Annotated in this window: 26 protein-coding genes and 2 tRNA genes; 14 read left to right on the forward strand and 14 right to left on the reverse strand. The window is 68.1% G+C overall.

Translation table 11 applies throughout. The features are described 5' to 3' along the window. Positions 1–96: 96 nt before the first annotated feature. Genes E0H50_RS14360 through E0H50_RS14370 form a run of 3 tightly spaced genes read left to right on the forward strand, consistent with a single transcriptional unit; the run spans position 97 to position 2,550 of the window. Entirely contained in the window at positions 97–468 is a 372-nt protein-coding gene (locus tag E0H50_RS14360; protein ID WP_131288183.1) for a hypothetical protein, read from the forward strand. Then, on the forward strand, positions 465–1,364 hold the full coding sequence (locus E0H50_RS14365; protein ID WP_131288186.1) for an NAD-dependent epimerase/dehydratase family protein: 900 nt from the start codon (positions 465–467) through the stop codon (positions 1,362–1,364). The genes E0H50_RS14360 and E0H50_RS14365 overlap by 4 nt, the downstream gene beginning before the upstream one ends. 40 nt (positions 1,365–1,404) lie before the next feature. Beyond that, positions 1,405–2,550 carry an NAD(P)/FAD-dependent oxidoreductase gene (locus tag E0H50_RS14370; RefSeq protein ID WP_202868133.1) on the forward strand — a complete coding sequence of 382 codons (1,146 nt, stop codon included), beginning with the start codon at positions 1,405–1,407 and terminating at the stop codon, positions 2,548–2,550. Between the two features lie 323 nt (positions 2,551–2,873). On the opposite strand, the gene E0H50_RS14375 is transcribed toward E0H50_RS14370, so the two are convergent. The 8 genes from E0H50_RS14375 to E0H50_RS14410 all read right to left on the reverse strand — a co-directional run bounded on the left by E0H50_RS14375 (position 2,874) and on the right by E0H50_RS14410 (position 8,688). Then, positions 2,874–2,946 (reverse strand) — tRNA-Ala (locus tag E0H50_RS14375). A gap of 73 nt (positions 2,947–3,019) precedes the next feature. After that, positions 3,020–3,814: a divisome protein SepX/GlpR gene (gene sepX / locus E0H50_RS14380; RefSeq protein ID WP_131288191.1), complete on the reverse strand. Its 795-nt coding sequence runs from the start codon at positions 3,812–3,814 to the stop codon at positions 3,020–3,022. A gap of 97 nt (positions 3,815–3,911) precedes the next feature. After that, positions 3,912–4,529 (reverse strand): GNAT family N-acetyltransferase, encoded by a 618-nt coding sequence (locus tag E0H50_RS14385; RefSeq protein ID WP_131288194.1) that lies wholly within the window; start codon positions 4,527–4,529, stop codon positions 3,912–3,914. Beyond that, the gene (locus E0H50_RS14390) at positions 4,529–5,017 is read right to left on the reverse strand and encodes a MogA/MoaB family molybdenum cofactor biosynthesis protein (RefSeq protein ID WP_131288197.1); all 489 of its coding nucleotides are present in this window, start codon (positions 5,015–5,017) and stop codon (positions 4,529–4,531) included. Before E0H50_RS14390 ends, E0H50_RS14385 begins: the two co-directional genes overlap by 1 nt. Beyond that, complete coding sequence (moaC, locus tag E0H50_RS14395) at positions 5,014–5,526, reverse strand: cyclic pyranopterin monophosphate synthase MoaC (protein ID WP_131288200.1); 513 nt, start codon at positions 5,524–5,526, stop codon at positions 5,014–5,016. Before moaC ends, E0H50_RS14390 begins: the two co-directional genes overlap by 4 nt. Then, positions 5,523–6,749, reverse strand: coding sequence for a molybdotransferase-like divisome protein Glp (glp, locus tag E0H50_RS14400; RefSeq protein ID WP_131288203.1), 1,227 nt, complete (start codon positions 6,747–6,749; stop codon positions 5,523–5,525). The genes moaC and glp overlap by 4 nt, the downstream gene beginning before the upstream one ends. A gap of 77 nt (positions 6,750–6,826) precedes the next feature. Next, positions 6,827–7,300 (reverse strand): GNAT family N-acetyltransferase, encoded by a 474-nt coding sequence (locus E0H50_RS14405; RefSeq protein ID WP_131288205.1) that lies wholly within the window; start codon positions 7,298–7,300, stop codon positions 6,827–6,829. Between the two features lie 2 nt (positions 7,301–7,302). Then, positions 7,303–8,688: a UTP--glucose-1-phosphate uridylyltransferase gene (locus tag E0H50_RS14410; protein WP_165547128.1), complete on the reverse strand. Its 1,386-nt coding sequence runs from the start codon at positions 8,686–8,688 to the stop codon at positions 7,303–7,305. A gap of 65 nt (positions 8,689–8,753) precedes the next feature. Between E0H50_RS14410 and E0H50_RS14415 the strand changes: the two genes are divergently transcribed. Both E0H50_RS14415 and E0H50_RS14420 read left to right on the forward strand, forming a co-directional pair. Further along, positions 8,754–9,314: a 5-formyltetrahydrofolate cyclo-ligase gene (locus E0H50_RS14415; protein WP_131288208.1), complete on the forward strand. Its 561-nt coding sequence runs from the start codon at positions 8,754–8,756 to the stop codon at positions 9,312–9,314. Then, positions 9,307–10,212 (forward strand): phosphotransferase, encoded by a 906-nt coding sequence (locus E0H50_RS14420; RefSeq protein WP_131288210.1) that lies wholly within the window; start codon positions 9,307–9,309, stop codon positions 10,210–10,212. Before E0H50_RS14415 ends, E0H50_RS14420 begins: the two co-directional genes overlap by 8 nt. Here the strand turns inward: E0H50_RS14420 and E0H50_RS14425 are convergent. Continuing rightward, the gene (locus E0H50_RS14425) at positions 10,209–12,749 is read right to left on the reverse strand and encodes a penicillin acylase family protein (protein WP_131288213.1); all 2,541 of its coding nucleotides are present in this window, start codon (positions 12,747–12,749) and stop codon (positions 10,209–10,211) included. The two genes, E0H50_RS14420 and E0H50_RS14425, sit on opposite strands and share 4 nt — an antisense overlap. Positions 12,750–12,936: 187 nt before the next feature. Between E0H50_RS14425 and E0H50_RS14430 the strand changes: the two genes are divergently transcribed. From E0H50_RS14430 to mscL, 3 genes are all read left to right on the forward strand, one after another. After that, the gene (locus tag E0H50_RS14430; protein ID WP_131288216.1) at positions 12,937–13,290 is read left to right on the forward strand and encodes an FmdB family zinc ribbon protein; all 354 of its coding nucleotides are present in this window, start codon (positions 12,937–12,939) and stop codon (positions 13,288–13,290) included. Positions 13,291–13,349: 59 nt separating this feature from the next. After that, the gene (locus E0H50_RS14435) at positions 13,350–13,967 is read left to right on the forward strand and encodes an SAF domain-containing protein (RefSeq protein WP_238150967.1); all 618 of its coding nucleotides are present in this window, start codon (positions 13,350–13,352) and stop codon (positions 13,965–13,967) included. Positions 13,968–14,083: 116 nt separating this feature from the next. Continuing rightward, positions 14,084–14,473: a large conductance mechanosensitive channel protein MscL gene (gene mscL, locus E0H50_RS14440; protein ID WP_131288219.1), complete on the forward strand. Its 390-nt coding sequence runs from the start codon at positions 14,084–14,086 to the stop codon at positions 14,471–14,473. Between the two features lie 25 nt (positions 14,474–14,498). On the opposite strand, the gene E0H50_RS14445 is transcribed toward mscL, so the two are convergent. Genes E0H50_RS14445 through E0H50_RS42915 form a run of 3 tightly spaced genes read right to left on the reverse strand, consistent with a single transcriptional unit; the run spans position 14,499 to position 15,636 of the window. Beyond that, complete coding sequence (locus E0H50_RS14445) at positions 14,499–15,011, reverse strand: GNAT family N-acetyltransferase (protein WP_238150968.1); 513 nt, start codon at positions 15,009–15,011, stop codon at positions 14,499–14,501. A gap of 4 nt (positions 15,012–15,015) precedes the next feature. Then, positions 15,016–15,465 carry an alpha/beta hydrolase gene (locus E0H50_RS14450; RefSeq protein ID WP_131288221.1) on the reverse strand — a complete coding sequence of 150 codons (450 nt, stop codon included), beginning with the start codon at positions 15,463–15,465 and terminating at the stop codon, positions 15,016–15,018. Positions 15,466–15,495: 30 nt separating this feature from the next. After that, entirely contained in the window at positions 15,496–15,636 is a 141-nt protein-coding gene (locus E0H50_RS42915; protein ID WP_165546350.1) for a hypothetical protein, read from the reverse strand. A gap of 224 nt (positions 15,637–15,860) precedes the next feature. Here E0H50_RS42915 and E0H50_RS14455 point away from each other — a divergent pair, with 224 nt between their 5' ends. The 6 genes from E0H50_RS14455 (at position 15,861) to E0H50_RS14480 (ending at position 22,188) form a co-directional block, all read left to right on the forward strand. Continuing rightward, positions 15,861–16,463 carry a hypothetical protein gene (locus E0H50_RS14455; protein WP_238150969.1) on the forward strand — a complete coding sequence of 201 codons (603 nt, stop codon included), beginning with the start codon at positions 15,861–15,863 and terminating at the stop codon, positions 16,461–16,463. Positions 16,464–16,605: 142 nt separating this feature from the next. Then, positions 16,606–17,925, forward strand: coding sequence for an alpha/beta hydrolase (locus E0H50_RS14460; protein WP_131288225.1), 1,320 nt, complete (start codon positions 16,606–16,608; stop codon positions 17,923–17,925). Positions 17,926–18,017: 92 nt separating this feature from the next. Further along, positions 18,018–18,530: a SigE family RNA polymerase sigma factor gene (locus E0H50_RS14465; RefSeq protein ID WP_131288227.1), complete on the forward strand. Its 513-nt coding sequence runs from the start codon at positions 18,018–18,020 to the stop codon at positions 18,528–18,530. Beyond that, complete coding sequence (locus tag E0H50_RS14470; protein ID WP_131288230.1) at positions 18,527–19,132, forward strand: META domain-containing protein; 606 nt, start codon at positions 18,527–18,529, stop codon at positions 19,130–19,132. Before E0H50_RS14465 ends, E0H50_RS14470 begins: the two co-directional genes overlap by 4 nt. 93 nt (positions 19,133–19,225) lie before the next feature. Then, entirely contained in the window at positions 19,226–20,515 is a 1,290-nt protein-coding gene (locus E0H50_RS14475) for a S1 family peptidase (RefSeq protein ID WP_238150970.1), read from the forward strand. Between the two features lie 200 nt (positions 20,516–20,715). Next, positions 20,716–22,188, forward strand: a complete 1,473-nt coding sequence (locus tag E0H50_RS14480) for a tyrosine-type recombinase/integrase (RefSeq protein WP_165547129.1) — start codon at positions 20,716–20,718, stop codon at positions 22,186–22,188. A 34-nt stretch (positions 22,189–22,222) separates the two neighbouring features. On the opposite strand, the gene E0H50_RS14485 is transcribed toward E0H50_RS14480, so the two are convergent. Further along, positions 22,223–22,295 (reverse strand) — tRNA-Arg (locus tag E0H50_RS14485). A 143-nt stretch (positions 22,296–22,438) separates the two neighbouring features. Then, positions 22,439–22,957 (reverse strand): hypothetical protein, encoded by a 519-nt coding sequence (locus E0H50_RS14490; protein ID WP_131288236.1) that lies wholly within the window; start codon positions 22,955–22,957, stop codon positions 22,439–22,441. Positions 22,958–23,934: the final 977 nt, after the last annotated feature.

A 23,934-nucleotide genomic window follows, 5' to 3' on the forward strand; every position in this document is an offset into this window, starting at 1 on the left:
CAGTGGTGCTGAACATGTGTTGAGCACATCGCCGTTGTCGCTGCATCTTCAGGGCCTCCACAGTGGACCAGCCATCCGCTGTTTTAAGGAGTCACCTTGAGGTCGCTTCCGGTCACTGTCATCACCTTGCTGTGCGCCGCCAGCGTGCTGGTCTTCGGCGTCTGGGCGTACTTCGCGCCCGTCAGCTTCATCGACTACGTCAACTACGCGCCGTACAACGAGCATCTGACGCACGACGCGGGTGCCTTCCAGATCGGCATCGGCATCGGCCTGATCACCGCGCTGCTCTGGAACAACACGCTGGGGGCGGCGCTGGCCGGCTTCGTCGTCGCCAGCGGCCTGCACACCTGGTCGCACTTCACGGACCGCCACATCGGCGGGCACGGCACAGACGTGCCGCTGCTCGGCGCCACCACGCTGCTGGGGATCGTGGCTGTCGTTCTCTTGCTGCGGAGGAAGGCCGCATGAGAATCCTCCTGGCCGGCGCAACCGGCGCCGTCGGAACCCCGCTCACCCGAGCGCTTCTCGAGTCCGGGCACGAGGTCGTGGCTCTCACCCGGTGCCGCGGTGGCGCACCACCCGGCACCGCCGAACTGGTCGGCGACGCGCTGGATCGCGACCGTCTACTGGCAGCCGTCCGCGGCATGACAGCCGGGGCCGTCATCCACCAGCTGACTGCGCTGAAGAAGGCCCCGATGCGGCACCGGGACCTGGCGGCGACCAACCGCCTCCGCACCGAGGGGACCGCGAATCTCCTCGCCGCCGCCCGCGCCCTGGGCGCCCGGCGCTTCGTCACCCAGTCGAACCTTTTCGGCTACGGCTACGGCAATCTCGGGGAACACGTCCACACCGAGACGGACACCTTCGGGCAGGGCGGGTACGGGCGTTTCGACCAGCACATCGCCGCGTTGCGGTCCACGGAACAGCAGACGTTCCATGCCGAGGGCATCGCCGGCGTCGCCCTGCGGTACGGCGCCTTCTACGGTGCCCGAGGTGACCACACCATCGAAATGCTCAAGCAGGGGAAGCTACCGGTCCCGCAGGGCGGCCCGATCTCCTTCATCCACGTCGAGGATGCCGCCGCCGCGACGGTTGCCGCCCTCGAGCACGGCCGTGGGGGCGAGGCGTACAACATCGTCGACAACGAGCCCGCCCCCTGGCGCGACTTCTTCCGCACGGCCGCCGCGCATCTCGGCGCGCCGCCGCCGAAGTCGCTGCCCGGCTGGGTGCTCCGGCCGATCCCGCTCCTGCACGCCGTCATGACCGGCTCCTACCGCCTGTCCAACGCCAAGGCAGCGGCCGAACTCGGCTGGATGCCGTCGATGCCGACGTTCCGCGAAGGCATCGCGGCGATCCGGGCCTGATCTCTCCTCCCCTGAGCTCCATCAACGAACGGACATGGAAATGAAGCACCGCATCGTCGTCCTCGGCGCCGGCTACACCGGCATGATGGCCACCCACGGCATCGCGCGCCGCACCAGGAACACCGACGTCACACTTGTCAACCCGACCGACGTCTTCAACGAGCGCCTCCGTCAGCACCAGGTCGCGGTCGGCCAGGAACTCGCCGTCCACCGCATCCCCGACCTGGTCGCGCCGGCCGGCGCCGCCTTCGTTCAGGGCCGCGCGGCCCGGATCGACGTCGTCAGCCGGAGCGTGGTCCTCGACGACGGCCAGAAACTCACGTACGACCATCTGGTGTACGCGATCGGCAGTACGACCCCGCGTGTCGAGCACGCCTTCACCATCGACGACCCGGCGCTCGCGCAGGCCCTGCGAAGCAACGCCGAGGGCGTCCTCGCTGTCTGCGGCGCGGGCCTCACCGGCATCGAAGCGGCCGCCGAGGCCGCCGAGGCGTACCCCCGCATGCAAGTGGTGCTGCTCAGCCGCGGCGAGCCGGGATCGATGATGGGTTCGAAGGCGCGCAGCTACCTGATGAACACACTCGATCGTCTCGGCGTCGAAGTCCGCACCGGGGTGACGGTGACCCGGGTCCTCCCGGGCGCAGTCGAACTCGACGGCGGCGGACGCATCCTGACCGACGTGACGTTGTGGACGACGGGAGTCGTCCATGCCCGCCTCGCCGCAGAAGCCGGGATCGCCGTCGACGACGCCGGCCGGGTCACGGTCGACACCGCCCTGCGCTCGGTCTCGCATCCCGAGGTGTTCGCGGTCGGCGATGCGGCGGCGATCCGCCAGGCCTACGGGACCATCCACGGGACCTGCCAGAGCGGCATCCCCACGGGCGCGCACACGGCCGAGTCGATCGCCCGGATCCTGCGCGGCAAGGACCCCCGTCCGTTCCGCTTCGGGTACATCCATCAGCCGGTGTCGTTGGGTCGCAAGGATGCCGTCATCCAGTTCACCAACCCCGACGACACCCCCAGCCGCTGGTATCTCAAGGGCCGGGCCGCGATCGCCTACAAGGAGGCGGTCAGCTCCAGTCCCCTCAAGTTCTACCGGTCGAAGACCGCCATCCCCTCAGCCATCACCAAGCGAACCGGCGGACGCCACAACCGCCCCACCCCCGAAGCAGCCCTAACAACCTAAGAGCAGCAACCACAGCAAACCCCAACCCCACAGCCGAGCCAACCGCCAACCCAGCCACGGGAGCCGAACTGACCGCCAAACCCACCCCCCGCAGCCAAGCTGACCATCAAACCCAGCCACCGCAGCCAAGCTGACCATCAAACCCAGCCACCGCAGCCAAGCTGACCACCAAACCCAGCCACCGGAGCCGAGCGAAGCGAAGGCGCAAGGGGGTGCGGGTGGCGGAGCCCCCGCCGCGCGGCAAGCGAAGCGCAGCCGCACAAATGACGAAGGCGAGGCGGTCAGCGCAGGTTCTGCGCGACACACCTCGCCCATCGGCTTCGTGGAGCTGAGGGGATTCGAACCCCTGGCCTCTTCGTTGCGAACGAAGCGCGCTACCAACTGCGCCACAGCCCCAAAGCTGGTCGTCTGGTTTCCCTGGCGACCGCGAAACTCTAACACGGACGGGCCCGCAGACTAAAACCGGTTATCAGTCGCCGACGGCGCGCTTCACCTCGACCTCTTCGGCCGGCTGGGGGGCCGGTGCTTCGGTGGGGGCGGGCTTCTCGGACGGGTCCGTCGTGCGGGCGCTGGAGAAGACTTCGTCGTCGGTGAGGGAGATCGTCCGGACCGTGCGGTCGGGCGCCTTCTCCTTCATGACGTACGTCGGCAGCGTGACCGGCACCGGGTCCCACAGGCCGTCGGCGGCCGGCTTGTCGGCCTTCGCCGCGGCGGGCTTCGGGGCAGGCTCGGCGGGGAGCTTGACCTCGATGGTCATCTCCTCGTCGGGCGACGGCCCGGGCTTGCCGGCCGGGCCGCGGTCGTGGCGGGCCTGGGCGCGGGCACGACGTTCGGCGGCGGTCTGCATCCGCGTGCGGGCCTGCCGGCGCAGTTGCACCCGGGTGAGGACGACGAAGCCGGCGATCAACGTGCCGGGGATCGCGACCGTCCACCACGGCAGCATCGCCAGACCGGCGAGCGCCACGACGGACAGCAGCGAAAGGGTCAGGATCGACAGCACCCGCCGACGGCGCATGGCGGCCACCCGGCGGGCTCGGTTGGGAACGTACCGCTTGGGTGGCGACGAGTCGTCGGCGACGGTGGTCCCGGCCGGACGTACGACGTACCGCGTCCGCGACGGGTCGCGGGACAGCACGCGCGCCTCGTCGGACGACGGCACGACCGGACGGCGCCGCGCTTCTTCGCCCCGCTTCAGCCACATCGGGACGAGGTAGGCGGCCCACGCGGCGACGATCGCCACATAGATCAGCCCTGTCGTCCCCATGCGACGACGCTAAGGTGCGGATAGGGCCAGATGAGGTACGTGGGACGGTGTGTCGCAAGAAGACTCGTGTGACTGATGTGAATAGCACGCACCGTAGTCAGCTCAGTCGCGCTACGAGACCGGGTCCGACCTCTTCGACGTTGAGCGCGAAGATCCGGTGGTCGCGCCAGTCGCCGTCGATGTGCAGGAACCGCGGCCGTTCGCCTTCGAACCGGAAGCCGAGCTTCTCGACGACGCGCAGACTTGCCTTGTTCTCCGGGCGGATCGCCACTTCGATCCTGTGCAGGCCAAGGGTGAACCAGCAGTGGTCGGCGGCCATCGCGACGGCCGTGGGCACGATGCCGCGACCGGCGTACTGCTCATCGACCCAGTAGCCGAGGTTCGCCCAGCGCGCCGATCCGTAGGTGATTCCGGACACGGTGAGCTGCCCGACCAGCGGCCACTTCGAGCGTGCGCCGGCGCCGGCCGCACCGCCGTACGTGATGACGAACGGCAGCATCCGCCCGTAGCGCGCCTGCCGGTTCCAGTCGCGTGCCATCGCGCGGAACGTCCGCGCGCCGTCGTCCGCACCGGGTGGCTGGGTCGCGTCCCAAGGTCGCAGCCAACTGACGTTCCGCTGGCGCGCGGCGGCCCACTCGCTTCCGTCGCCGGCCCGCAGCGGCCGCAGTCCGACCTGCCCGTGCTTCAGCTCCACAGGCCATTGGACGACCGCCATCAGTCGACGTCCGTCCGCACGTGATCGCCCCCGTGCAGCTGGTCGACCGCATGCCGCAGGATCGGTTCGAGAACGTCGAGTCCGTCCTTCACGCCGCCGCGCGAACCGGGCAGGTTGACGATGAGCGTCCGGCCCGCGACACCGGCCACCCCGCGGGACAGCGCGGCTGTCGGCACGCCTTTCGCCAGGCCGTACGCCCGGATGGCTTCGGCGATTCCCGGCGCGGGTCTCTCGATCAGGCTGTCGGTCTGCTCGGGCGTCTCGTCGGTCGGCGACAGGCCGGTCCCGCCGGTCGTCAGGACCACGTCGTACGACGCGTCGATCGCCGCCTCCAACGCGGCGCCGACCGGGTCACCGTCCGGCACGACCTGCGGACCGGACACCTCGAATCCCCATTCGGCCAGGCGCGACGCGATCAGCGGACCTGTGGTGTCGGTGTAGACGCCGGCGGCCGCACGGTTCGAGACGCTGACGACGAGAGCTCTCACGGCCGCTCCCAGTGCCCGGTCTTACCGCCCTCTTTCAGCTCCACCCGTACGTCGGTCAGCACCGCGGCCGGATCCAGCGCCTTCACCATGTCGATCACGGCCAGACCGGCGACTGCGACCGCGGTCAGGGCCTCCATCTCGACACCGGTCCGGTCGGTGGTCTTCACCTGCGCCTGGATCAGTACGGCGTCGTCCGCGACCTCGAGGTCCACCTTGGCGCCGGTGATCGCGATCGGATGGCACAGCGGAACCAGGTCCGGTGTCCGCTTCGCGCCCATGATCCCGGCGATCCGGGCGACGCCGAGCGCGTCCCCCTTCGGTACGCCGTCACCGCGCAACGCCGCCACCACCTCGGCCGAGACCAGAACCTTGCCGCTGGCAACGGCTCGCCGGACCGTGGTGTCCTTCGCGGACACGTCCACCATCCGCGCGGCCCCGGTCTCGTCGACGTGCGTCAGCCCGCCGGCTCCCGGCGTACCGGCGGTCGTCGCCCCCGGGTCTTGCGTCATCCGGTCTCCTCATCCAGCAACATCAGCTCGACCTGATCGCCGGCGCGGACCGAGGTGACGTCCTCGGGTACCACGATCAGTGCGTTCGCCCGGCTCAACCCGCCGAGCAGGTGCGAGCCGTGCCCGCCGACTGTACTGGCCATCCAGCCCTGGTCGCCGGACGTGGCCGCAGCGCGGACGAACTGCCGCTTCCCCGCGGGCGAGCTGAACCCGTCGAGCGTCACGCCGGGCACCAGGGCCCGCCGGTACGGCATCTGCCCCATCATCTTGCGCAGCGCCGGCCGTACGAAGACCTCGAAGGAGATGTACGCCGACACCGGGTTGCCGGGCAGCGTGAAGATCGGGACCTCGTCCTCACCGATCACGCCGAACCCCTGTGGCTTGCCCGGCTGCATCGCGACCTGCGGGAAGTCCACCGTGCCGAGCTTGGAGAGTTCCTCCTTCACGATGTCGTACGCACCCATGCTGACACCGCCGGTAGTGATGACCAGGTCGGCACGCACCAACTGGTCGGACAGGGTGTCCATGATCCGTTTGGGGTCGTCGTCGACAATCCCGACGCGATACACCACCGCCCCGGCGTCCCGCGCGCACGCCGCCAGGGTGTAGCTGTTCGAGTCGTAGATCTGCCCCTCGCCCAGCCGGCTCCCCGGCTCCCGCAGCTCGGCCCCGGTCGAGATCACCACGACCCGTGGTCGCGGACGCGCCTTGACCCGCGCCCTCCCGACCGCGGCGAGTACGGCGATCTGCCGCGGACCGAGGACGGTGTCACGCTCGAGCACCTGTGCTCCGGCCGTCACGTCCTCGCCCGCCCGCCGCACCGAGCCGCCGAGCGGCGGCTGTTGGGTGATCCGTACGTTGACCGTCCCACCGTCGGTCCACTCGACCGGCACGACACTGTCCGCCCCACGCGGCATCGGCGCACCGGTCATGATCCGCACACAGGTCCCAGGGGTCACCACGATCGGCTCACTGCGCCCGGCCCGGAACTCCCCGACCACCGGCAGGCTGATCGGGTTCTCGTCCGAAGCGCCGGCCAGATCGCCCGCCTGAACGGCGTACCCGTCCATGGCGGAGTTGTCGAACCCCGGCAGGCTCACCCCCGAGACGATGTCCTCGCAGAGCACCAGCCCGACCGCGTCCATCAACGGCTGGTCGAACGCCGGCAGGGCCGCCACCCGTCCGAGTACGACCTCTAGATGCTCATCCACACTCCGTCTCACGAGCTCGACCCTAATCCACCGGTCGGGGGTTTCAACGCCAAGTTCCGGGAGGGTGCGTGAAGAAGTCCGGTTGGGGTCTAGGTGGGGTCCGATTCCGGGTGATTGCCCCAGACCATGCGGACGTCCGGGGCGCGTTCCTCGTTCGCCGAGCCGTCGGTACGGCGTACCTCGTGGAAGTCGTGCCGCAGGTAGAAGGCCTGCGCGCGCGTGTTGGTCTGGAAGGTCCACAACGCCAGACCGCCGGGGCGAAGATCCTTGGCGAGGTCGACGAGGGCGGAGCCGATGCCCTGGCCGGCCGCGTCCGGAGCGACGTACAACTGGTCGAGGTCGTCACCGTCGAGGGTGAGGACCGCGACGATCCGGCCGTCGTCGAGGGCGACCCAGGTCTGCGCGTCCGGGAGCAGTACGTCGGCGAACCAGGAGGCGACCTGCTCCGCGGTGTGGATCGCGGGCGGCAGCTGGGAGTCCTCGGTATGCCGTGAGCGCCACCACACCGCGGCGGCCTCGTCGGTGTCGTAGGGCTCCAACGGCCGGACGAGCAGGTCGCCCACGCTCAACGCAGCTCGGTCCCGTCCGGGACCACGCGCCGCTCACCGTCCGGCGCGGTCACCTCGACGTCCCCGATCACCACGACATCCTTGCCGAAGGCAACGTCGCCGCGGACCTCGAGCCGGTCGGCCCGGACCAGCGACGGCGACCCGGCCGGGAACCGGGCGTCGAAGTCGGCGAGGATCTTGAAGTACTCCGGGTCCAGGTCGACGTACGGCTCGTCGCCCTCGTGGGTGGTGGTCAGATCGCCGGTCTCGTCGAGCTCGTACACGTCCGAGCGCAGCACCAGCAGGTCGTTCGTCGTCTTCACCGGCTTGAACCGGCTGCGGTCCACGATCACCGCCTGGGACCCGTCGAAGGTCTCGATCGCGGTACCCATCCCGGTCTCCAGCTGGATCACCTTCGGCGAGGTCGGGTCGGCCGGGTCGACGGTCTTGCGGTTCACCAGGATCGGCAGCCCGAGGATCCCGTCGTGCCCGTCCATCAGCTCGGCGAGCCGGTCCAGGTCGATCCACAGGTTGTTCGTGTTGAACATCCGGTGCCGGGTGACGTCCTGGAAGTACTGCGTGTCCTCGTCGGCCACCTGCGCGCTGTCCCGCAGGATCAGCCGCCCGTCGGGCTTCCGCACCGCGACGTGCCCGCCCTTGCGGTCGGACCGGGTCCGCCGGCAGACCTCCATCCCGAACGGTACGTCGTGCTCCGCCATCCAGGCCGCGATCCGCGGGTCCGCGGTGGCGCCGAGGTTGTCCGCGTTGGAGATGAACGCGTGCCGGAAACCGTGCTCCCGCAGTGCGTCGAGGGTGCCCGAGGCAACCAGCGCGGTGAACAGGTCGCCGTGGCCGGGCGGGCACCAGGCGAGCTCCGGGTCCGGCTCCCACTCGGCCGGCGTCAGGTCGTCGGCGAGCAGCTTCGGCTCCATGTTCTGCAGGAAGTCGAGCGGCAGGCCGTCCACCGCGAGTCCGTCGTACTCGCTGAGGATCTGCAGCGACTCGGTCCTGGTGCGGAACGAGTTCATCAGCACCAGCGGCAGCGGTACGTCGTACGCGCGCCGGGTGCTCAGGATCTGGCGGGCGATGATGTCCAGGAAGCTCAGTCCGTCCTTGACCGGCAGCGCGGACTTCGGGCCGGTGACGCCCATCGACGTACCGAGGCCGCCGTTCAGCTTGATGACGACCGTCTCGGCGAGCGCGGCGCGAAGAGCCTCCGGGTCGGTGTCCAGGTGCTCCAGGTGCGGCAGGTCGCCCACCGGCTCGATGTCGTCCTCGCGGATCTTTCCCTGTTGCCCGGACTCGAGCAGCCGGTAGTAGTGCGTGAAGACGCGTATCGCGACGTCGGCAGCACCGGCCGCGCGCATCTTCTCCTGCGCTTGTCTGAGACCCACCTCACCCATGCACCAACCCTAGGGGACGGCAGGTAATCCCAGTGTTGCGCGCGTCACGCTCATACGATCGAGGTGTGTTCCAGACGAAGGCCGCGGCGCGGCAGCACTTCCTGGGAGCGCGCGGGCTGCGGCCGCACGCGGAGGGACTGCTGGCGAGCGCCCAACAGGTGCTGCCCGAGGTGTACCGAGTCGCTCTCTACGTGTCCATGGGACCTGAGCCGCAGACCGGTGCGCTGATCGACTGGCTGCTCGCGACACACCGAGAGGTGCTGTTGCCGATCCTGTACGCCGACAACGACCTGGGCTGGGGTGTCGCGCCCGGCGCGGCGGACCTGGTGCCCGGTCGGCTCGGTCTGTCCGAGCCGCCGACCGACCTGGGCTCCGACGCGATCGCCACCGCCGATCTGGTCATCTGCCCGGCCGTCGCTGTTACCCACGACGGCGTACGCCTCGGCCGCGGGGGCGGCTCGTACGACCGTGCGCTCGCCCGGGTCCGCCCTGGTACGCCGGTCTGGGCCGCTGTGTACGACACGGAGATCGTCGACGCTCTGCCGTCCGACCCCCACGACAAGCCGGTGGATGCGGCGCTGACGCCAAATCGCTTGATCACACTGCGAGGATCGGGGGATGACTGAGACCGCGGTCCAAGCCGCAGCCACAGCCGCACGCAACCTCGGCCTCACGGTCACCGACCCGAGTGTCCTCTACGAGGCGTTCTCGACGGTCGTGCACCTGTTGCCCTCACCAGTGGTCGCCCGGGTACCGATGAACCTCCCAGGCGCCTTACAGGAACCAGAGCCCGCCGTACGACGCCAGCAGCGCGAGCTGGACGTGGTGGTCTGGATGGCGGAGCAGGGACTCCCCGTGGTGCCGCCGAGCCCACTGGTCCCGCTGGCGCCCGCGGAGCAGGACGGACTGTCCATGACCTTCTGGACGTACGTCGAGGTGGACCAGGCAGCTGAACCGGACTACGTCGGGGCAACCGCCCGCGTGCCCGAGCTACACGCCCAGCTCGTGAAGTACCCGGGAGAGCTGCCCTGGATGACTCCTCTGCGGCTGATCGGCCCGGGCCTGGCGGCAGCCGAGGCAGTGCCGGGTCTGCTCGAGCAGGAGGACGTGGACCGGGCAAGAGCCGAGTGGAAGGTGCTGGAGCCGATTCTGACCAGCAGGGCCGGGTTCGAGGCGGTCTTCCCGTCCGCGACCGTGCAGCCGCTGCATGGCGACGCACCGTCGTGGAACCTGATCACTACCGTCGACGGGCCGCTGTGGGCCGACTTCGAGGACGTGACGATCGGCCCGCTCGAGTGGGACCTCGCAGGCTTCGGCCCTGACCTGTGCCAGGCGTACGACGAGGGCGCGCGCTCTCGCGGTCTTCCGACGCTGGACCCGCAGATCCAGCAGGTGATGGACCTGGCTCGCGCACTACAGGTCCTGGTCTGCACACCGCTGGTCCCGCAGTTCCCGGCCCTGGCCGACGGCATCCGCATGTTCGCCGCCCAGTGGCGGGACATGCCGTTCGCAGGCGGCTGTTAGCGGTCCGGCTTGGTGAACGTCAGGGAATGTTTGCGGGTGGCCTCCACCGCGCCCTTGGTGTAGGCCCACTGCAGTGTTTCGCCCTTGACCCACAGCTCGGTCTGGTCGGTGTAGTTCGACGAGAACGCGTGGCCGGACACACCGGTCAGGTTGACCCAGCGGGACTTGTCGAAGTCCGACAGGTCCACGACCATCCGCATCGACGGGGTCGCGGTCACCTCGTACCCCTCCGCGGCGTCCCAGCCGGTGGCGTCGACGATCGACGTACCGCCGCCCAGCTCGTACGGGCCGCGGTTGAAGATCTTCTCGACCGCTCCGATCCCGGACTTGCCCAGCGTCTGGTTGGTCAGCGTCAGCTTGTGCAGCCGGCCCCACTGCCAGTTGGACGGCTCCCGGGCCATCTTCTGGGTGATCTCGGTCCGCGCGTTGATCAGGGCCTCGCGGAGGATGTCGTCCCGGCTCTCCCGCTGCGGCGTACCGATGTTGTCCCACCAGCCGCTGTTCTGCTGCCCGATCAGCGTGTGGATCACCTCGAACCAGCGGGAACCGCCGTCCGGCCAGGTGCCTTCGGGGAGCTGGTCGTGGAAGGTCAGCGCGAGCAGGTTGCGCCAGACCACGTTGAAGTACGCCGCGGCCGCCGAGTCCGGCGGCTGGGTGAAGTCCCAGTTCCGCAGAGCGTCCTGGCCCTGCTTGTCGAACGCGTCGTCGATGCTGATCCGCAGCAGGTACGGCACCAGCATCTCGGCGGCCTTGCTCTTGGTGTCCAGCTGGATCGACGCCATCGCGTTCGCGTCCAGCTTCCCCGCCTGCTTGATCCGGTCGAGGATCTGCTGCGAGCGGTAGCCGTAGTCCCAGGAGTTGGTCAGGTAGTACGTGTACGTGTTCGGTACGACGGCCTGGTTCGCGGTCACGATGATGCCGCTCGGCGGGTCGAACTCACTCGGCAGCGCGTCGAACGGGACGTACCCCTTCCAGGCGTACTTCGGATCCCAGCCCGGGACCGGCCAGTCGCCCCGGCCGGTGGTGCGGATCGGGATCAGCCCGGGCGCCTGGTAGCCGATGTGGCCGTCGGTGTCGGCGTACACCAGGTTCTGCGAGGGCGCCTGGAAGTGCTCGGCGGCGACGCGGAACTGGGTCCAGTTCTGCGCGGTGTTGATCGCGAACAGCGCGTCAGCGGTCCGGCCCGGGTTCAGCGCGGTCCACTGCAGCGCGACGCCGTACGCCGTCGGGTACTTCGCCTGCGCCGCCGCCGACTCACCCACCTTGCGTTCGTCCTCGTCGACGTCCGAGAGGAGCGGACCGTGCCGGGTCTCGCGGACGGTGATCTTCACCGGCTCGTCCTGGCCGGCCACCTTGAACGTCTCCTCGCGGGTGGCCATCGCGCGCCACTTGTTGTTGTAGAGGACGTTGTTGCCCTCGATCCGCTCCAGGTACAGGTCCTGGACGTCCGGGTCGAGGTTGGTGAAGCCCCAGGAGATCGCGTTGTTGTGGCCGATCACCACACCGGGCAGGCCCGAGAAGCTGAAGCCGGACACGTCGAACGGGCACGCCTTGCCGACGTTGTTGCAGTGCAGGCCGACCTGCGTCCAGATCCCCGGCATGGTCGCGCCCAGGTGCGGGTCGTTGGCCAGCAACGGCTTGCCGGTGGTGGTGTGGTCACCCGAAACCACCCAGGAGTTCGACCCGACGCCGTCGCCCTGCCCGAGCAGCTCGGGCAGGCCCTTGGCGACATTCTGCACCGAGTCCAGCGACTTGAGCAGGTCCTGGGTGAGCATGCTCCGCCGGACCTCGTTGCTGACCGGAGCGGTGGTGAACTTGCCGTCCTTGCCGATCGAGCCGGCGGCCATGATCGGCTGGTTCCGGTCGTACGGGTACTGCGGGTAGAGGCTCTCGACGTTGCGGGCCGGCATCGCGGCCAGCAGCTTCGTCCGGGTGACCTCTTCGTCCAGGTTGCCGCCCAGGTCCCACGCCATCGCCTTCAGCCAGGACAACGAGTCGGCCGCGGTCCACGGCTCCGGCGTGTAGTTCTTCGGGCCGCCGGGCTGCAGCGACAGGACGCCGTACTCCAGGCTGAGTCCGGAGCCGCTGTGCTTGGAGAGGTATGCGTTGACGCCGCGGGCGTAGTCGTCTAGGTACTGCCGGGTGGTCGGGCTGAGCAGCGGCAACTCCTTCTCCGCCACCCGCCGCCAGCCGAGCGTCCGGACGAACTTGTCGGTCTCGAGCGCGGTCTTGCCGAACAGCTCGCTCAGCCGGCCGGCCGTGACGTGCCGGCGGAAGTCCATCTCGAAGAACCGGTCCTGCGCGTGCACGTAGCCCTGCGCCGCGAACAGGTCGGCCGGGGTGTCGGCGTAGATCTGCGGGATTCCGTTCGCGTCCCGGACCACGCTGACGTCGGCGTCCAGGCCGTTCAGCTCGATCGTTCCGTCGTACGTCGGGAACGAGTGGCGGACGACGAAGACGACGGTACCGGCGATCACCAGGAGGACCGTGGCGAGCGCGATTCCGCTGATGACGACGACTCGAAGCAGGCGTGGCACGGACCAACCGTAGAGAATCCCCCCGCCCACCCCAAATGGGGTCCCTCACAACTTTGCGTTGCTCTGCGTCGGCTGGACAGGGACGCAGAGTTGAGGTACGTGAGACCGGGTTTGGAATACTTCGGTCCGCTGGCGCATTATTAGCAGTCGGGTAGTAGGAGTGCCAGCGGCTTGAAGGGAACCGACCGTGCCGACGTACCAGTACCAGTGCACCGACTGTGGTGAAGCGCTCGAGGTGCGCCAGAGCTTCACGGACGATGCTCTGACCGTGTGCCCGAACTGCCAGGGGAACCTGCGCAAGGTCTTCAACGCCGTGGGCGTCGTGTTCAAGGGTTCCGGCTTCTACCGGACCGACAGCCGGTCGTCCGGCAAGAGCTCGGTGCCGGCGAAGTCCGAGGCGTCGTCCTCGTCCTCCGGGTCGTCGTCCAACGGGTCGTCGTCCAACGGCTCCTCCGGGTCGTCCTCGACCTCGTCTTCGTCGACTTCCTCCGCTTCGGGTTCGTCCTCGAGCAGCTCGTCCTCGGGCACCAGCGCGGCCTGACCGCGCACCCTGTGGATAACTGAAGGGCGGTCGCCGGCGAAACTCGTATCTTCTCCGGCATGAAAATCCCTTCCCTGCTTCGTGACCTGCTCCGGGCCGCCCGGTGGCACCGTCGGCTCCTGGCCGGCGTCGCCGCCGCGGCCGCCGTGTACTTCGGACTTCTCGCCCTCTCCCCCGCACCGCCACCGACGGTCGCGGTGCTGGCCGCCGCGCGCGACCTCACCGGCGGCGTCGCACCGACGCGCGACGATCTGCGGACCGTCGATCTGCCACCCGGCTCGGTGCCCGCCGGTGCGCTCAGACCCGGCAGCGAACTGACGAGCAGGCTGCTCAGCGGACCGGTCAGAGCCGGCGAACCACTCACCGATGCCAGATTCCTGGCGCCACCCGCCGTGCCGCCAGGCTCGCTCGCCTACCCGTTCCGCGTCGACGACGCCGACATCACCGCGCTGCTCCGAGTCGGCGACCGCATCAATCTGTACGCCGCCGACAGCACGACCGCCGGCGCCGCAAGTCAGCTCGCCCGCGCCGTGCCCGTGGTCGCCCTGCCCACGCCTCGATCGGCCACGTCCGGCGCACTGATCGTGGTCGCCACCACGCCGGAGGTTGCCACCCGACTGGCCCAGGCCAGTGCGAACTCACGGATCACCGTGGCACTGACGCCGGACACGGGCTGATCACTCTTTGGGATTGTGTCGGCACGATGTGTTGCGCTCCGGCGCGGTCCCTCGCCCTGAGGAGGGTGCAGCCCTACGTTGTCCGGGTACAACCACCCGCTTCGTGGAGGCACCACATGCTCAAGGGCTTCAAGGAATTCATCATGCGCGGCAACGTCGTCGACCTCGCGGTCGCCGTCGTCATCGGCGCAGCGTTCACCAAGATCATCGGCGCGGTCGTCGACGGGCTGATCAACCCGCTGATCGCGGCGATCTTCGGCAAGACGGACCTCACCGGCGTCTGGACCTTCGACATCAACGAGGCGAAGTTCTCGATCGGTCTGATCCTGGACGCGGCTCTGAACTTCCTGTTCGTGGCCGCTGCCATCTACTTCTTCATCGTGATGCCGCTGAACAAGCTGGCCGAGCGCCGCAAGCGCGGCCAGGAGCCCGAGCCGGACCCGCTGACCACCGACCAGGAGCTGCTGACCGAGATCCGCGACCTGCTCCGCAGCCGTCAGGCGTAACGCGCCGGCAGGTGGGCGTACAACCTCAGCCCCTGAGCTCGCCGGCGTCCACCTGCTCACCGGCGTACCGCATCCAGCGGTACGGGACCGGCTGGCCGTCGTTCCACTCCTCCATCAAGGCGGCGGGGACATCGACGAAGCCACTGCCGTGATAGGCCCGGATCGCCGGAGCGTTCTCCGGGCGGACCCTGACGAACACCTCCGAGTACCCGGCGTCCAGAGCGGGGCCGAGTAGTGCCCGCACGAGTTCGCCGCCGACCCCACGACCACGGACCTTCGGGTCCACGATGATCCGGGCGAGTTCGACCTCGTCCTCCTCGTCGTCGAGCCAGACCTCGCCGTACCCGACCGGCCGATCGCCGTCGAACAGCAGATAGGAGTGGATGCCCGAGTCGACCTTCCGCCAGCTCGTCCGCAGTTCCTCCGGGAACGGGTAGGCCACCCGCCCGGACAGCAAAGCCACCTCCTTGGCGTTCTCGGCCCAGCCCGCGACCTGCACGCCGTACCCCTCGTCGAACCCCCGAAGTTCCACGCTCATCCCCTCAGTTGACGAACCCCACGATCGTTCGCAGCAGCTGATCCAGGTACGGCGGGTCGCTCTTGGTACGGAAGGCGGGCGTCGGCGGTTCGGGACACCCGGCCAGCTCACAACTCCCCCGGATCGACCGCAGCAAGGCATCGACCGTCTTCCACTGATGCGATGGATTCTCCGGTACCGACGGCAGCACCGCCACCCGAATTCGTGTCAGCGACGTCACCTGTTCGTCCGTCACACCACGCAGGATGCCGCCCGCGAGCAGTTCGTCGGCGGCCGCCGGCGGGCACCCGCGATCGACCAGCTCCGGAACCAACGCCAGCAGGACCGCGACGGTACATCCATTGGAGGCTCCAACGATTCTTACCGGCCCGGAACGTTTCGCCAGCTGTTCACCCAGTGCCGCGACCTCGACGTCCCATGCACTGGCTCGCTGCGGCCGATCCGGCGCCAGCACCTCGATGCCGTCCGGCGCGAGGCGACGCGGTCATCCGTGGTGCGGGGGGACCTCGTTCAGGATGCGCTCGTCGTCGTCGCTGCCGAAGTCGTTGTCACCCCAGGTCCGCGGGTCGTCGTCCCGGGTCTGTTCCGGCAGCAGCGGCTCGTCGTCTTCGTACGGGCTCGTCATGCCTCCAGATTACCGAGTCAGCGGGGTTCTCCGGGATCGCCTGTCCAGCGGCGGCCGCACGGAGGCACGAGGGCGACCAGTGCGCGCACGTTACAGGTGAGCCACGGTTACGGCTCGATCCCGCGGCGTGACCGGAAAGACGCGCCGCCGTGATGTTCCGGCACGCGCGGTGTGACCCCTTTCCACCATGATGGTGGACCTTGCCAACCCGGAAGGACCGAGTCGTGAGTGCACAACGGACACGGGGCCTGATCGGTGCGACGTTTGTCGTGGCTGTGCTCGGAGTTGCCGCCGCCTGCGGCACCGAGGACGGCTCGTCCCCGCCCGCCGCCCAGCCCACCCAAACGGTGACCATGCCGTCGCCCACCCCGTCAGCCAGCCCCAGCGGTACGCCGAGCACGGACTGCCCCGAGACCATCACGGCCGTCCGCGCCGCCACCGACAAGGCGGTGTGGGGCCAGGGCGCGGCCACCTCGAAGTTCAACCCCGTCAGCGTGACGATCTGCCAGTACGACGCACAGGCGACCGGGCAGGACTACGCGACGATCACCACCAAGCGCATGGGCAAGCAGGCGACCGACCTGTTCGCCCTGGTCAACGCGGCGAAACCCGTCGCGAAGAAGCCGAGTATGTGCACCAAGGAGCTCGGACCCACGTACGTGCTGCGGTTCACCGACAACGACCGCGGTGTCCTGTCGTTCACCGCCGAGTCCTTCGGCTGCCACCGCCTGGTGGCGACCTCGCTGGAAGGTCAGGGCAAGCCCGGCACACTGCCGGCGCCGCGCCAGGTGACCGCCGAGCTGACGAAGTCACTCGGCCTGCGCTGACCCTGCGCCGGACGTGCACCCCGAAGCCGTCCGAGGTGGGGTCTACCCGCGCCTGCCTTGCGGGTCCCTTTCGAGGTCGACCCGCGAGGCAGGTTGCGGCGGCTGCCGCGTGTGCCGCACCCTCCAGTGAGGGAGGGTGCTCATGCGAATGATCCGGCTGCTGTGCGCGCTCGTCCTTGCCTGCACCGCCTGCTCGACTTCACCCGCCGAGAAGGCAGCCGAGAACAAGCCCTGTACGCCGGGCTTCACCTGCACGACGCTGCACGTCCCGCTCGACCGGAAACGCCCGGACGGCCCCTCGCTCGACCTCGCCGTCATCGCCGCCGACAACGTCGACGCGCCCCGCGGCGTCCTCCTGCTACTCACCGGGGGTCCCGGCCAGCCCGGCGTACCGCTCCTCCCCAACTTGCGGCGCAACCTGCACCCTGATGTGCTGCGTGAGTACCGCCTCGTCATGTTCGACCAGCGCGGCACAGGTCCTGACGGCATCAATTGCCCTGCTCTGCAAGAGACTGTGGGCGGTTCGGACTTCCTGACCCCACCCGCCACGGCTGTCGACGACTGCGCGCAGCACATCGGGTCCGGCGCTGGGTACTACGGGACTCCTGACACCGTCGACGACATCGAGCAGCTGCGCCAGTACCTCAAGGTCGATCGGCTGACGATCGACGGAACGTCGTACGGCAGCTTCACCGCGGCGCAGTACGGGCTGAAGTACCCGGGCCAGGTGCAGGCGCTCGTGCTGGACTCCGTCGTACCGCACAAGGGATTCGACCCGATGGGTGTGGATCTGATGGCCGCGAGCGCCGGGGTACTCAAGGAGGCGTGCCGCCAGGATCCCGCGTGTGCGACGGATCCGGTGGCGGATGTGGCGTGGCTCGTGCAGCACGTCGTCAGCGGTACCGACCTGATGGAGTCGTTGGCAGTCGCGAGCCTCAACTCGGTCAACCCGTCCCTCAGAGGCATCCCAGCCATCCTGAACTCCGCACGCAGCGGCGACCACAGCGGTCTGAAGGAGCTGCTCGAGCGAACCACCAGCAAAGGGCTTTCCTACGACACGCTGTCTGCAGGGCTCCACATGGCCACCCTCTGCTCCGACCTCCGTTTCGCCTGGTCCGGCAAACCCGACCGCAAGACCGCGCTCGACGAAGCGGTACGGCGCCTGGACCCGAAGGAGCTGTACCCGTACGACGTGGCGACCGCACGCGACCAGCTGATGATCCAAGGCTGTCTGCGCTGGCCGGCCGACCGCGTGTCGACGTACCCGGCCGCACAGGAACTGACGCCGCGCACGCTGATCCTGCACGGCACCAACGACCTGTTCTGCCCGCTCGACTGGGCCAAATGGGAGAAAGCACACGCCCGGGACGCCGAGCTGGTCGTCGTCCCCGGAAGCGGTCACAGCGTGCAACGAGACCCCCGCGGGAAGGCGGCGGTACGGGAGTTCCTGCTGGACAACTAGTGATCGAACTGTGTGCGAACGGTTGCAGCACGTGGGCGGCTCGATGCGTCTAATAGGTGTGAGGAGTTGTACGCCCAGCCAGGGAGTGGCGAGTGGATTTCGAGGAGTACGTGTCCGCCCGTGGACAGGAACTGGTGCGGCTCGGGTTCACGGTCTCCGGCGACTACCAGCGGGCGGAGGACCTGGCGCAGATCGCGCTGATGCAGGCCTTCCGCTCCTGGCGGAAGGTGCGCAACGCGGACGATCCGCATCACTACGTCCGGCGGATCCTGGTGAACGAGTACCTGTCGATGACGCGTCGGCGCTCGTTCACGGAGGCGCCGACGGCCGACCTCGACCCGCAGCGCACCGTGCCCGACCACGCCACGCATGTCGCCAACTCCGACGATCTGTGGCGTGCGCTGGCGACGCTGTCCGCCCGGGAACGGGTCGTTCTGGTCCTGCGCTACTACCAGGACCTGGACGACCAGACGATCGCCGAGGTGCTCGGCATCAAACCGTCCACCGTGCGCGCGACCGCGAGCAGGGCACTCGCCTCGCTCCGGCGGCGGCCGGCCTATTCAGGGGCCGGCGAATCCAACCGTGTCGATGAGAGGTTGTCGTGAGCAACACCGATCTCGAGGATGACCTGCGAGGTACCTTCGAACGCGCCGCGGCCTCGGTGCCGCAGGCCGCGGACCTGACCGAGCGCGCCACCACGGGCGCCCGTCGCGCCCAGCGGCGTACCTGGATCGTCTCCGGCGCTGCCGCCGTCGCGGTGGCCGCGGTCGCCGTCGCCGGGTTCGGGCTGGCGGGGACGCGGAACCAGCCGATGCAACCGCCGGTCGCCGCCGAGCAGGCTCCTGCCTCGGCCGCGTCGACACCACAGGTGTTCTCGAACAAGACCGTGGCCGGCACCTGGCGTCCCGTGCAGATGGTCGGCGTCCAGTCGCTCAAGAAGGCCCGGCCGGACGACCCGGTGCTGGTGTTCAAGCCGGACGGCACCTGGAAGGGCTCCGACGGATGCAACGGGATCGGCGGCACGTACACCATCGGTCAGCGCGGCGCCTTCAGCGCGACTTCCGGGGGGCAGCACATGGTCGGCTGCGAGAACGTGCCGCACACCGGCGTACTGCGTGACGCGAAGCGGATCGCGATCAGCGCCGACACGCTCCAGTTCTTCGGCGCCGACGGGCGTCAACTTGCGAGTTACGCTCGCGCACGGTAGCCGAATCTGCTCGCGGACGGTGACCAGGTCTTGACGGAACGGAGTGCTTGAACGGACCATCTAGTGGTTTGGTCCACCGATCTGGGGAGCTTCGTGCGACTCTCTGTCACCGTCCCGCTGGTCACACTCGGCTCCATCTCACTCTTCGCAGTCGCCCTCACCGCGCCTTCCGCGGGCGTGGTGACGGGTGCCGCGGCGTGCTCCCACGCGCAGCCGAGTGTGAGCTCGACCGAGGCGACGCGGCTGGCGCAGCCGACGTCCGCGTCCGATGCGCGACCGCTCGGCGAGTCGCTCGGCGATGGCATCTCCGCCGCGGTCCGCTCCCTCGAACCACTGGACGCGACCGGCCGCCCGACGTCCGGTCTGCCGTACGGGCTGAGCCAGGGCGTCGTCGGCGTGGTCGGCTCGGCGACGACCGGCTACAAGGTGGTTGTGGATTCCGCGAAGCTGGACGCGAAGAAGTACGAGTCCGCGATGAGTCGCAACCTCCCGTCGGCCGGCAAGCCCTTGGTGAAGGTGGAGCGCAGCTGTCGTTCGGCCCAGTCGATCGCCGACGCCTGGAACGCCGTCGGCGACCGCTCGTGGTCCCCCGACGCGTCCCGTACGACGTACGCGGCCGACCTCGATCCGGTGAGTGAGAACGTCGTCGTCGAATACGACCAGGCGACGACCTCTCCCGCTTCGTTGGCCGGGCTGCGCGACCTGTCCGGCGTACAGCTCGTCCCCAGCTCGCTCGCGCGCACCTCCCGGCTGAGCGACACCCCGAAGGGCGGCCACTGGGGCGGTGCCCGGATCACGTCCGCGCTCAAGAACTGCTCCGCCGGCTTCTCCGTCGTACGGCGCTCCAACGGCCAGCGCGGCTCGGTCACCGCAGGCCACTGCGGCGTCCCGAACACGGTTTGGAAGTCGGGCACCAACTACTACGGCACTACAACCGTGCGCACGAACTACCCGGACTACGACCAGGCGCTGATCACCGGCAGCGCGTACGGCGCCAAGATCTGGACCGACGGCCCCGGCGACACCGCCAACACGCGTACCGTCACCGGCGGCGGCGACCCTGGCGTCGGCACGGTGATCTGCCAGTCCGGCAGCTTCAGTACGTCGCTGTGCAGTCTGACGGTCCGCTCGACGTCGGCGAAGTACTGCGACTCCGACGGCTGCACGACGTACGTCATCCGCGCCACCCGCGGCGGCCTGGTCGCGATCGTCGGCGGCGACTCCGGCGGCCCCGTCTACTCCCGCCGCGGCACCAGCTCCGCCACCATCCGCGGCATGGCCTTCGCCGGCGCCGGCTGCGCCGCCTCCCGCTGCACCACCCTCTACGCCGAGCGCTACAAGTCCATCACCGGCCACCTCGGCGTCACCGCCCTGACCGGCTGACCCACCCCCAACTCCGCTAAGCTGTCCCCGCGTGCGCCCCCGTAGCTCAGGGGATAGAGCGTCGGTTTCCTAAACCGTGCGTCGCAGCACTGAGATTCAGCTTGAACCCACCTTTGACCTGCGGAAACATGCCGAGCGTAGCTCGCCTGACTACGACCTGGGAACAGTTCTGGGAACAGCAGGCTGCTACTCTGCCTGGTATGGCGACCAAGCGACCGCGCAAACGGCGGGGCCACATCGAGGAGCGTGAGAACGGAACGTTCCGCGCGATCGTCTCGGCCGGCGTCAACCCGCTGACCGGCAAGCGGCTGGTACTCAAGTCTGATCCGGTCGACGATTGGGATGAGGCCGAGGTCGAGCTGACCAAGCTGCTCAGCCAGGTCGACGAACAGAAGCATGCCCGCACCAACCTGACCGTACTTGAGCTGATCGAGAAGTGGTGCGGGGTTAAGACATCGCACGCGCGGCGTACTCGTCAACGCCGCGACCAGCTGATCCGGGACTACATCGCCCCGCGCTTCGAGGGGGTGAAGACCAAGAAGTTCGCCGCTGATCCGAAGGGCTCGGTCGAGTTCCTCGAGGGGTACTACGCCCTACTGCAATCCTGCCGGTTCAACAACGTCCGCGGCACGAACCACACGGCGAAGGGCCACGTCTGCGAGCCGCTCAAGAACAGCTCAGTGCGAGCAATCCACTTCATCCTCACCGCCGCGTTCAATCAGGGTCTCAAGTGGGGGTACGTCGGCACGAACGTTCCAGCACTAGCGGATCCGCCAGCTTTCGACCAGCCTGATCCCGACCCGCCTACGGCCGAAGAGCTTGCACCGCTAATGAACGAGGCGTTCAAGGATCTCGACTGGGGTCTGTTCTTGTGGCTCACCATGATCACCGGTAGCCGACGTGGCGAGATGTGCGTACTGCGTTGGACTGACCTGAACACCACCCGCAAACGACTTCATGTCGTGCGCGCCGGCGACCAACTGCCCGGCGAGGTGATTGAAACTCAGACGAAGAACAAGCAGCGCCACCACGTGCCCCTCGACGAGTTCACCTTGGAACTTCTTGAAAGCCACCGCAGTCGGTGCGCCGAGCAGTGCAGGCAGCTGGGCGTTGAGCTGAGGGCAGACGCCTTCATCTTCTCCGGCTCCCCAGACTTCTCGACTGCCTTGAAGCCGAACACGGCGACCCAGCGCTATCGGCGAGCGGCCAAGCGGCACGGCCTGCGAAGCACAAGGCTGCACTCGATTCGGCACTACACAGCTACCGAACTGCTCGGAGCTGGCGTAGACATCAAAGTGGTGCAGGGGTGGATCGGGCACACAAGCGCCGCGACAACGCTGAAGTTCTACGTCGCGTGGACGGACCGCGTTGATCAATCAGCCGCCGAGGCACTGGCCCAGACCCTCCCCCGGCCGAGCTACGAGAACCACCAGCGGACCCGGCCAGCCTACGAAATGCTGGCCGCCAGCCTGCAGGAGGCGATCGCGTGCGGCAAGTACCCGCCGGGCAGCGAACTGCCACTCTCGCGCGACCTGGCCGCCGATCACAACGTGTCGGTCGGCACCGTCAGCCGGGCGATCGGCGAACTTAAGAAGCACGGTTTTGTCGAGGCATCGCAATACCGCAGGGCAAAGGTTCTACACAAGCCAACAGAACCAGCCACCACACCATGAGCGGCAACCGGCCGCGAACAGCTCACCAAGAAGGTGCCCCCGGCAGGATTCGAACCTGCGGCACATGGTTTAGGAAACCACTGCTCTATCCCCTGAGCTACGGGGGCGCCGGCTAAGCGTACAGCGCCTGCGGAGCGCTCATGTCCGGAGGTCCGGTGGAACGCCCGGACGGGCCGACGCCCACTGGACGGCGATGCGGCGGCAATTCGCTTGCCTAATGAGGCTGCGATGGCGCGAAGCCATCGTTGCGTCAGAAGTATCTCGACCAGGTGAAAACGATCTCTCCCTTGTGGCGGTCACGGCCGGCCAGCTTCGAGCTAGGTAACAGAGCGTCAGAATCAATCTCAGGTGGGACGAGTGCAGCCACGATCGCCAACACGCCTTCCTGTGGCCAGTCAGTGTCGCGAGGCAGGGTCACACCAATCCACCCCTCTTCCGCTCCCTCACGTTCTAAGACCACGACATCGATCGCCATGACGGCCTGGCCGCGCCCGCCATCATCTGAGTCCTGCGCCTGAAACGTCACCATCGCTTCAGTTCCGGGGGACTGTCGTGCCTCGGCGATAAGACCCGGCGCCAGGTCGCGCAACTTCTCCAGCAGATCTTGTGGTGTTGACTCAGTCACCGCGAGCCAGTCGTCCTCCGTGGGCGCAAGTTCGCCACGCTGCTGCAACTTCTCGAAATAGTTGTAGACATCCTTCCGGTCACCAGTCGCGTGATACTCGTCGTATGCGACCAACCAGCAGGTGTCCTCGCTCTCAACCCACATGGTTGCGCCCCGCGCCCGACCGGTATGCAAGGAGCGGTATGCACCTGCAGGAGTGAGCGACTGCACAACTTCGCCTCCTGCAGGGTCAGAACCACGCAGCGAGCACAACTTCCTGAGCGCATCGTGGTCTGCAGCGAACCCTCGGGCGTCGTCGTTGACGCGCTCACCCGGCAAACCTAGGTCGTCAGTCAGACATCGCCTAGTGACTCGCAGCTTTGGCGATGGCACCCATCAACTCGCAGAGTGCTCTGCAGCTAGGCGCCGCGCACGCTCCGTGCGTTCGCGATCCTGCTTTGCAACGCTCTCCGCCGGAGTGAGATTGCGAAGCTCATCGAGCTTGGCCGCAAGTTCGTCGGCCGGCGTCTCATAGATCTTCTCAACGACACGCTCAGCGGCCGTCTCACGCACAGCGTGACGCTGAAGAGTCCATGACATGTTGATCTCCCCTGACCTGACTTCAGGTTCTAGCGTAGCTCGCAATGAGCTAACTTCGATAGGTAGTACGTGTCCGACGGAGATATGCGGATTGCCAACGACTTGACATGACCACTATCCTCGTCCGGAGTCGGCAAGCCGACCCTCCGGGCCCGAAGGGCTCCGGACGAGGATAGTGGTCATCGCTAATGGTTTGCCGGACCGACTAGGATCGACCCCGTCGACGAAGTCGATCCGGAGGACTAGCGGGGTCGATCCTAGTCGGTCCGGGGTATACCGCCGATCTTCTAATCTGTGGGTCGCAGGTTCGAATCCTGCCGGGGGCGCTCCACGAACCCGCAGGTCAGACGCGGGTCGAGCATCCGTAGATCGTAGCCAACTGGCTCACCGTGGGGCTGCGCGTGGTGCGAAACCTAGACGAACCGTGTTGATTCGAGTCGGCGAGACCAAGCCGAAGACCGCGCACCAGGTCTACGGCCCGACTTATCCACAGGAGCGTCTGCACCAACGGCGGAACGCCAATAGAGTTGTGGACCTGTTGG

Source organism: Kribbella sindirgiensis (assembly GCF_004331435.1).
In the GTDB taxonomy this organism is placed as follows: domain Bacteria; phylum Actinomycetota; class Actinomycetes; order Propionibacteriales; family Kribbellaceae; genus Kribbella; species Kribbella sindirgiensis.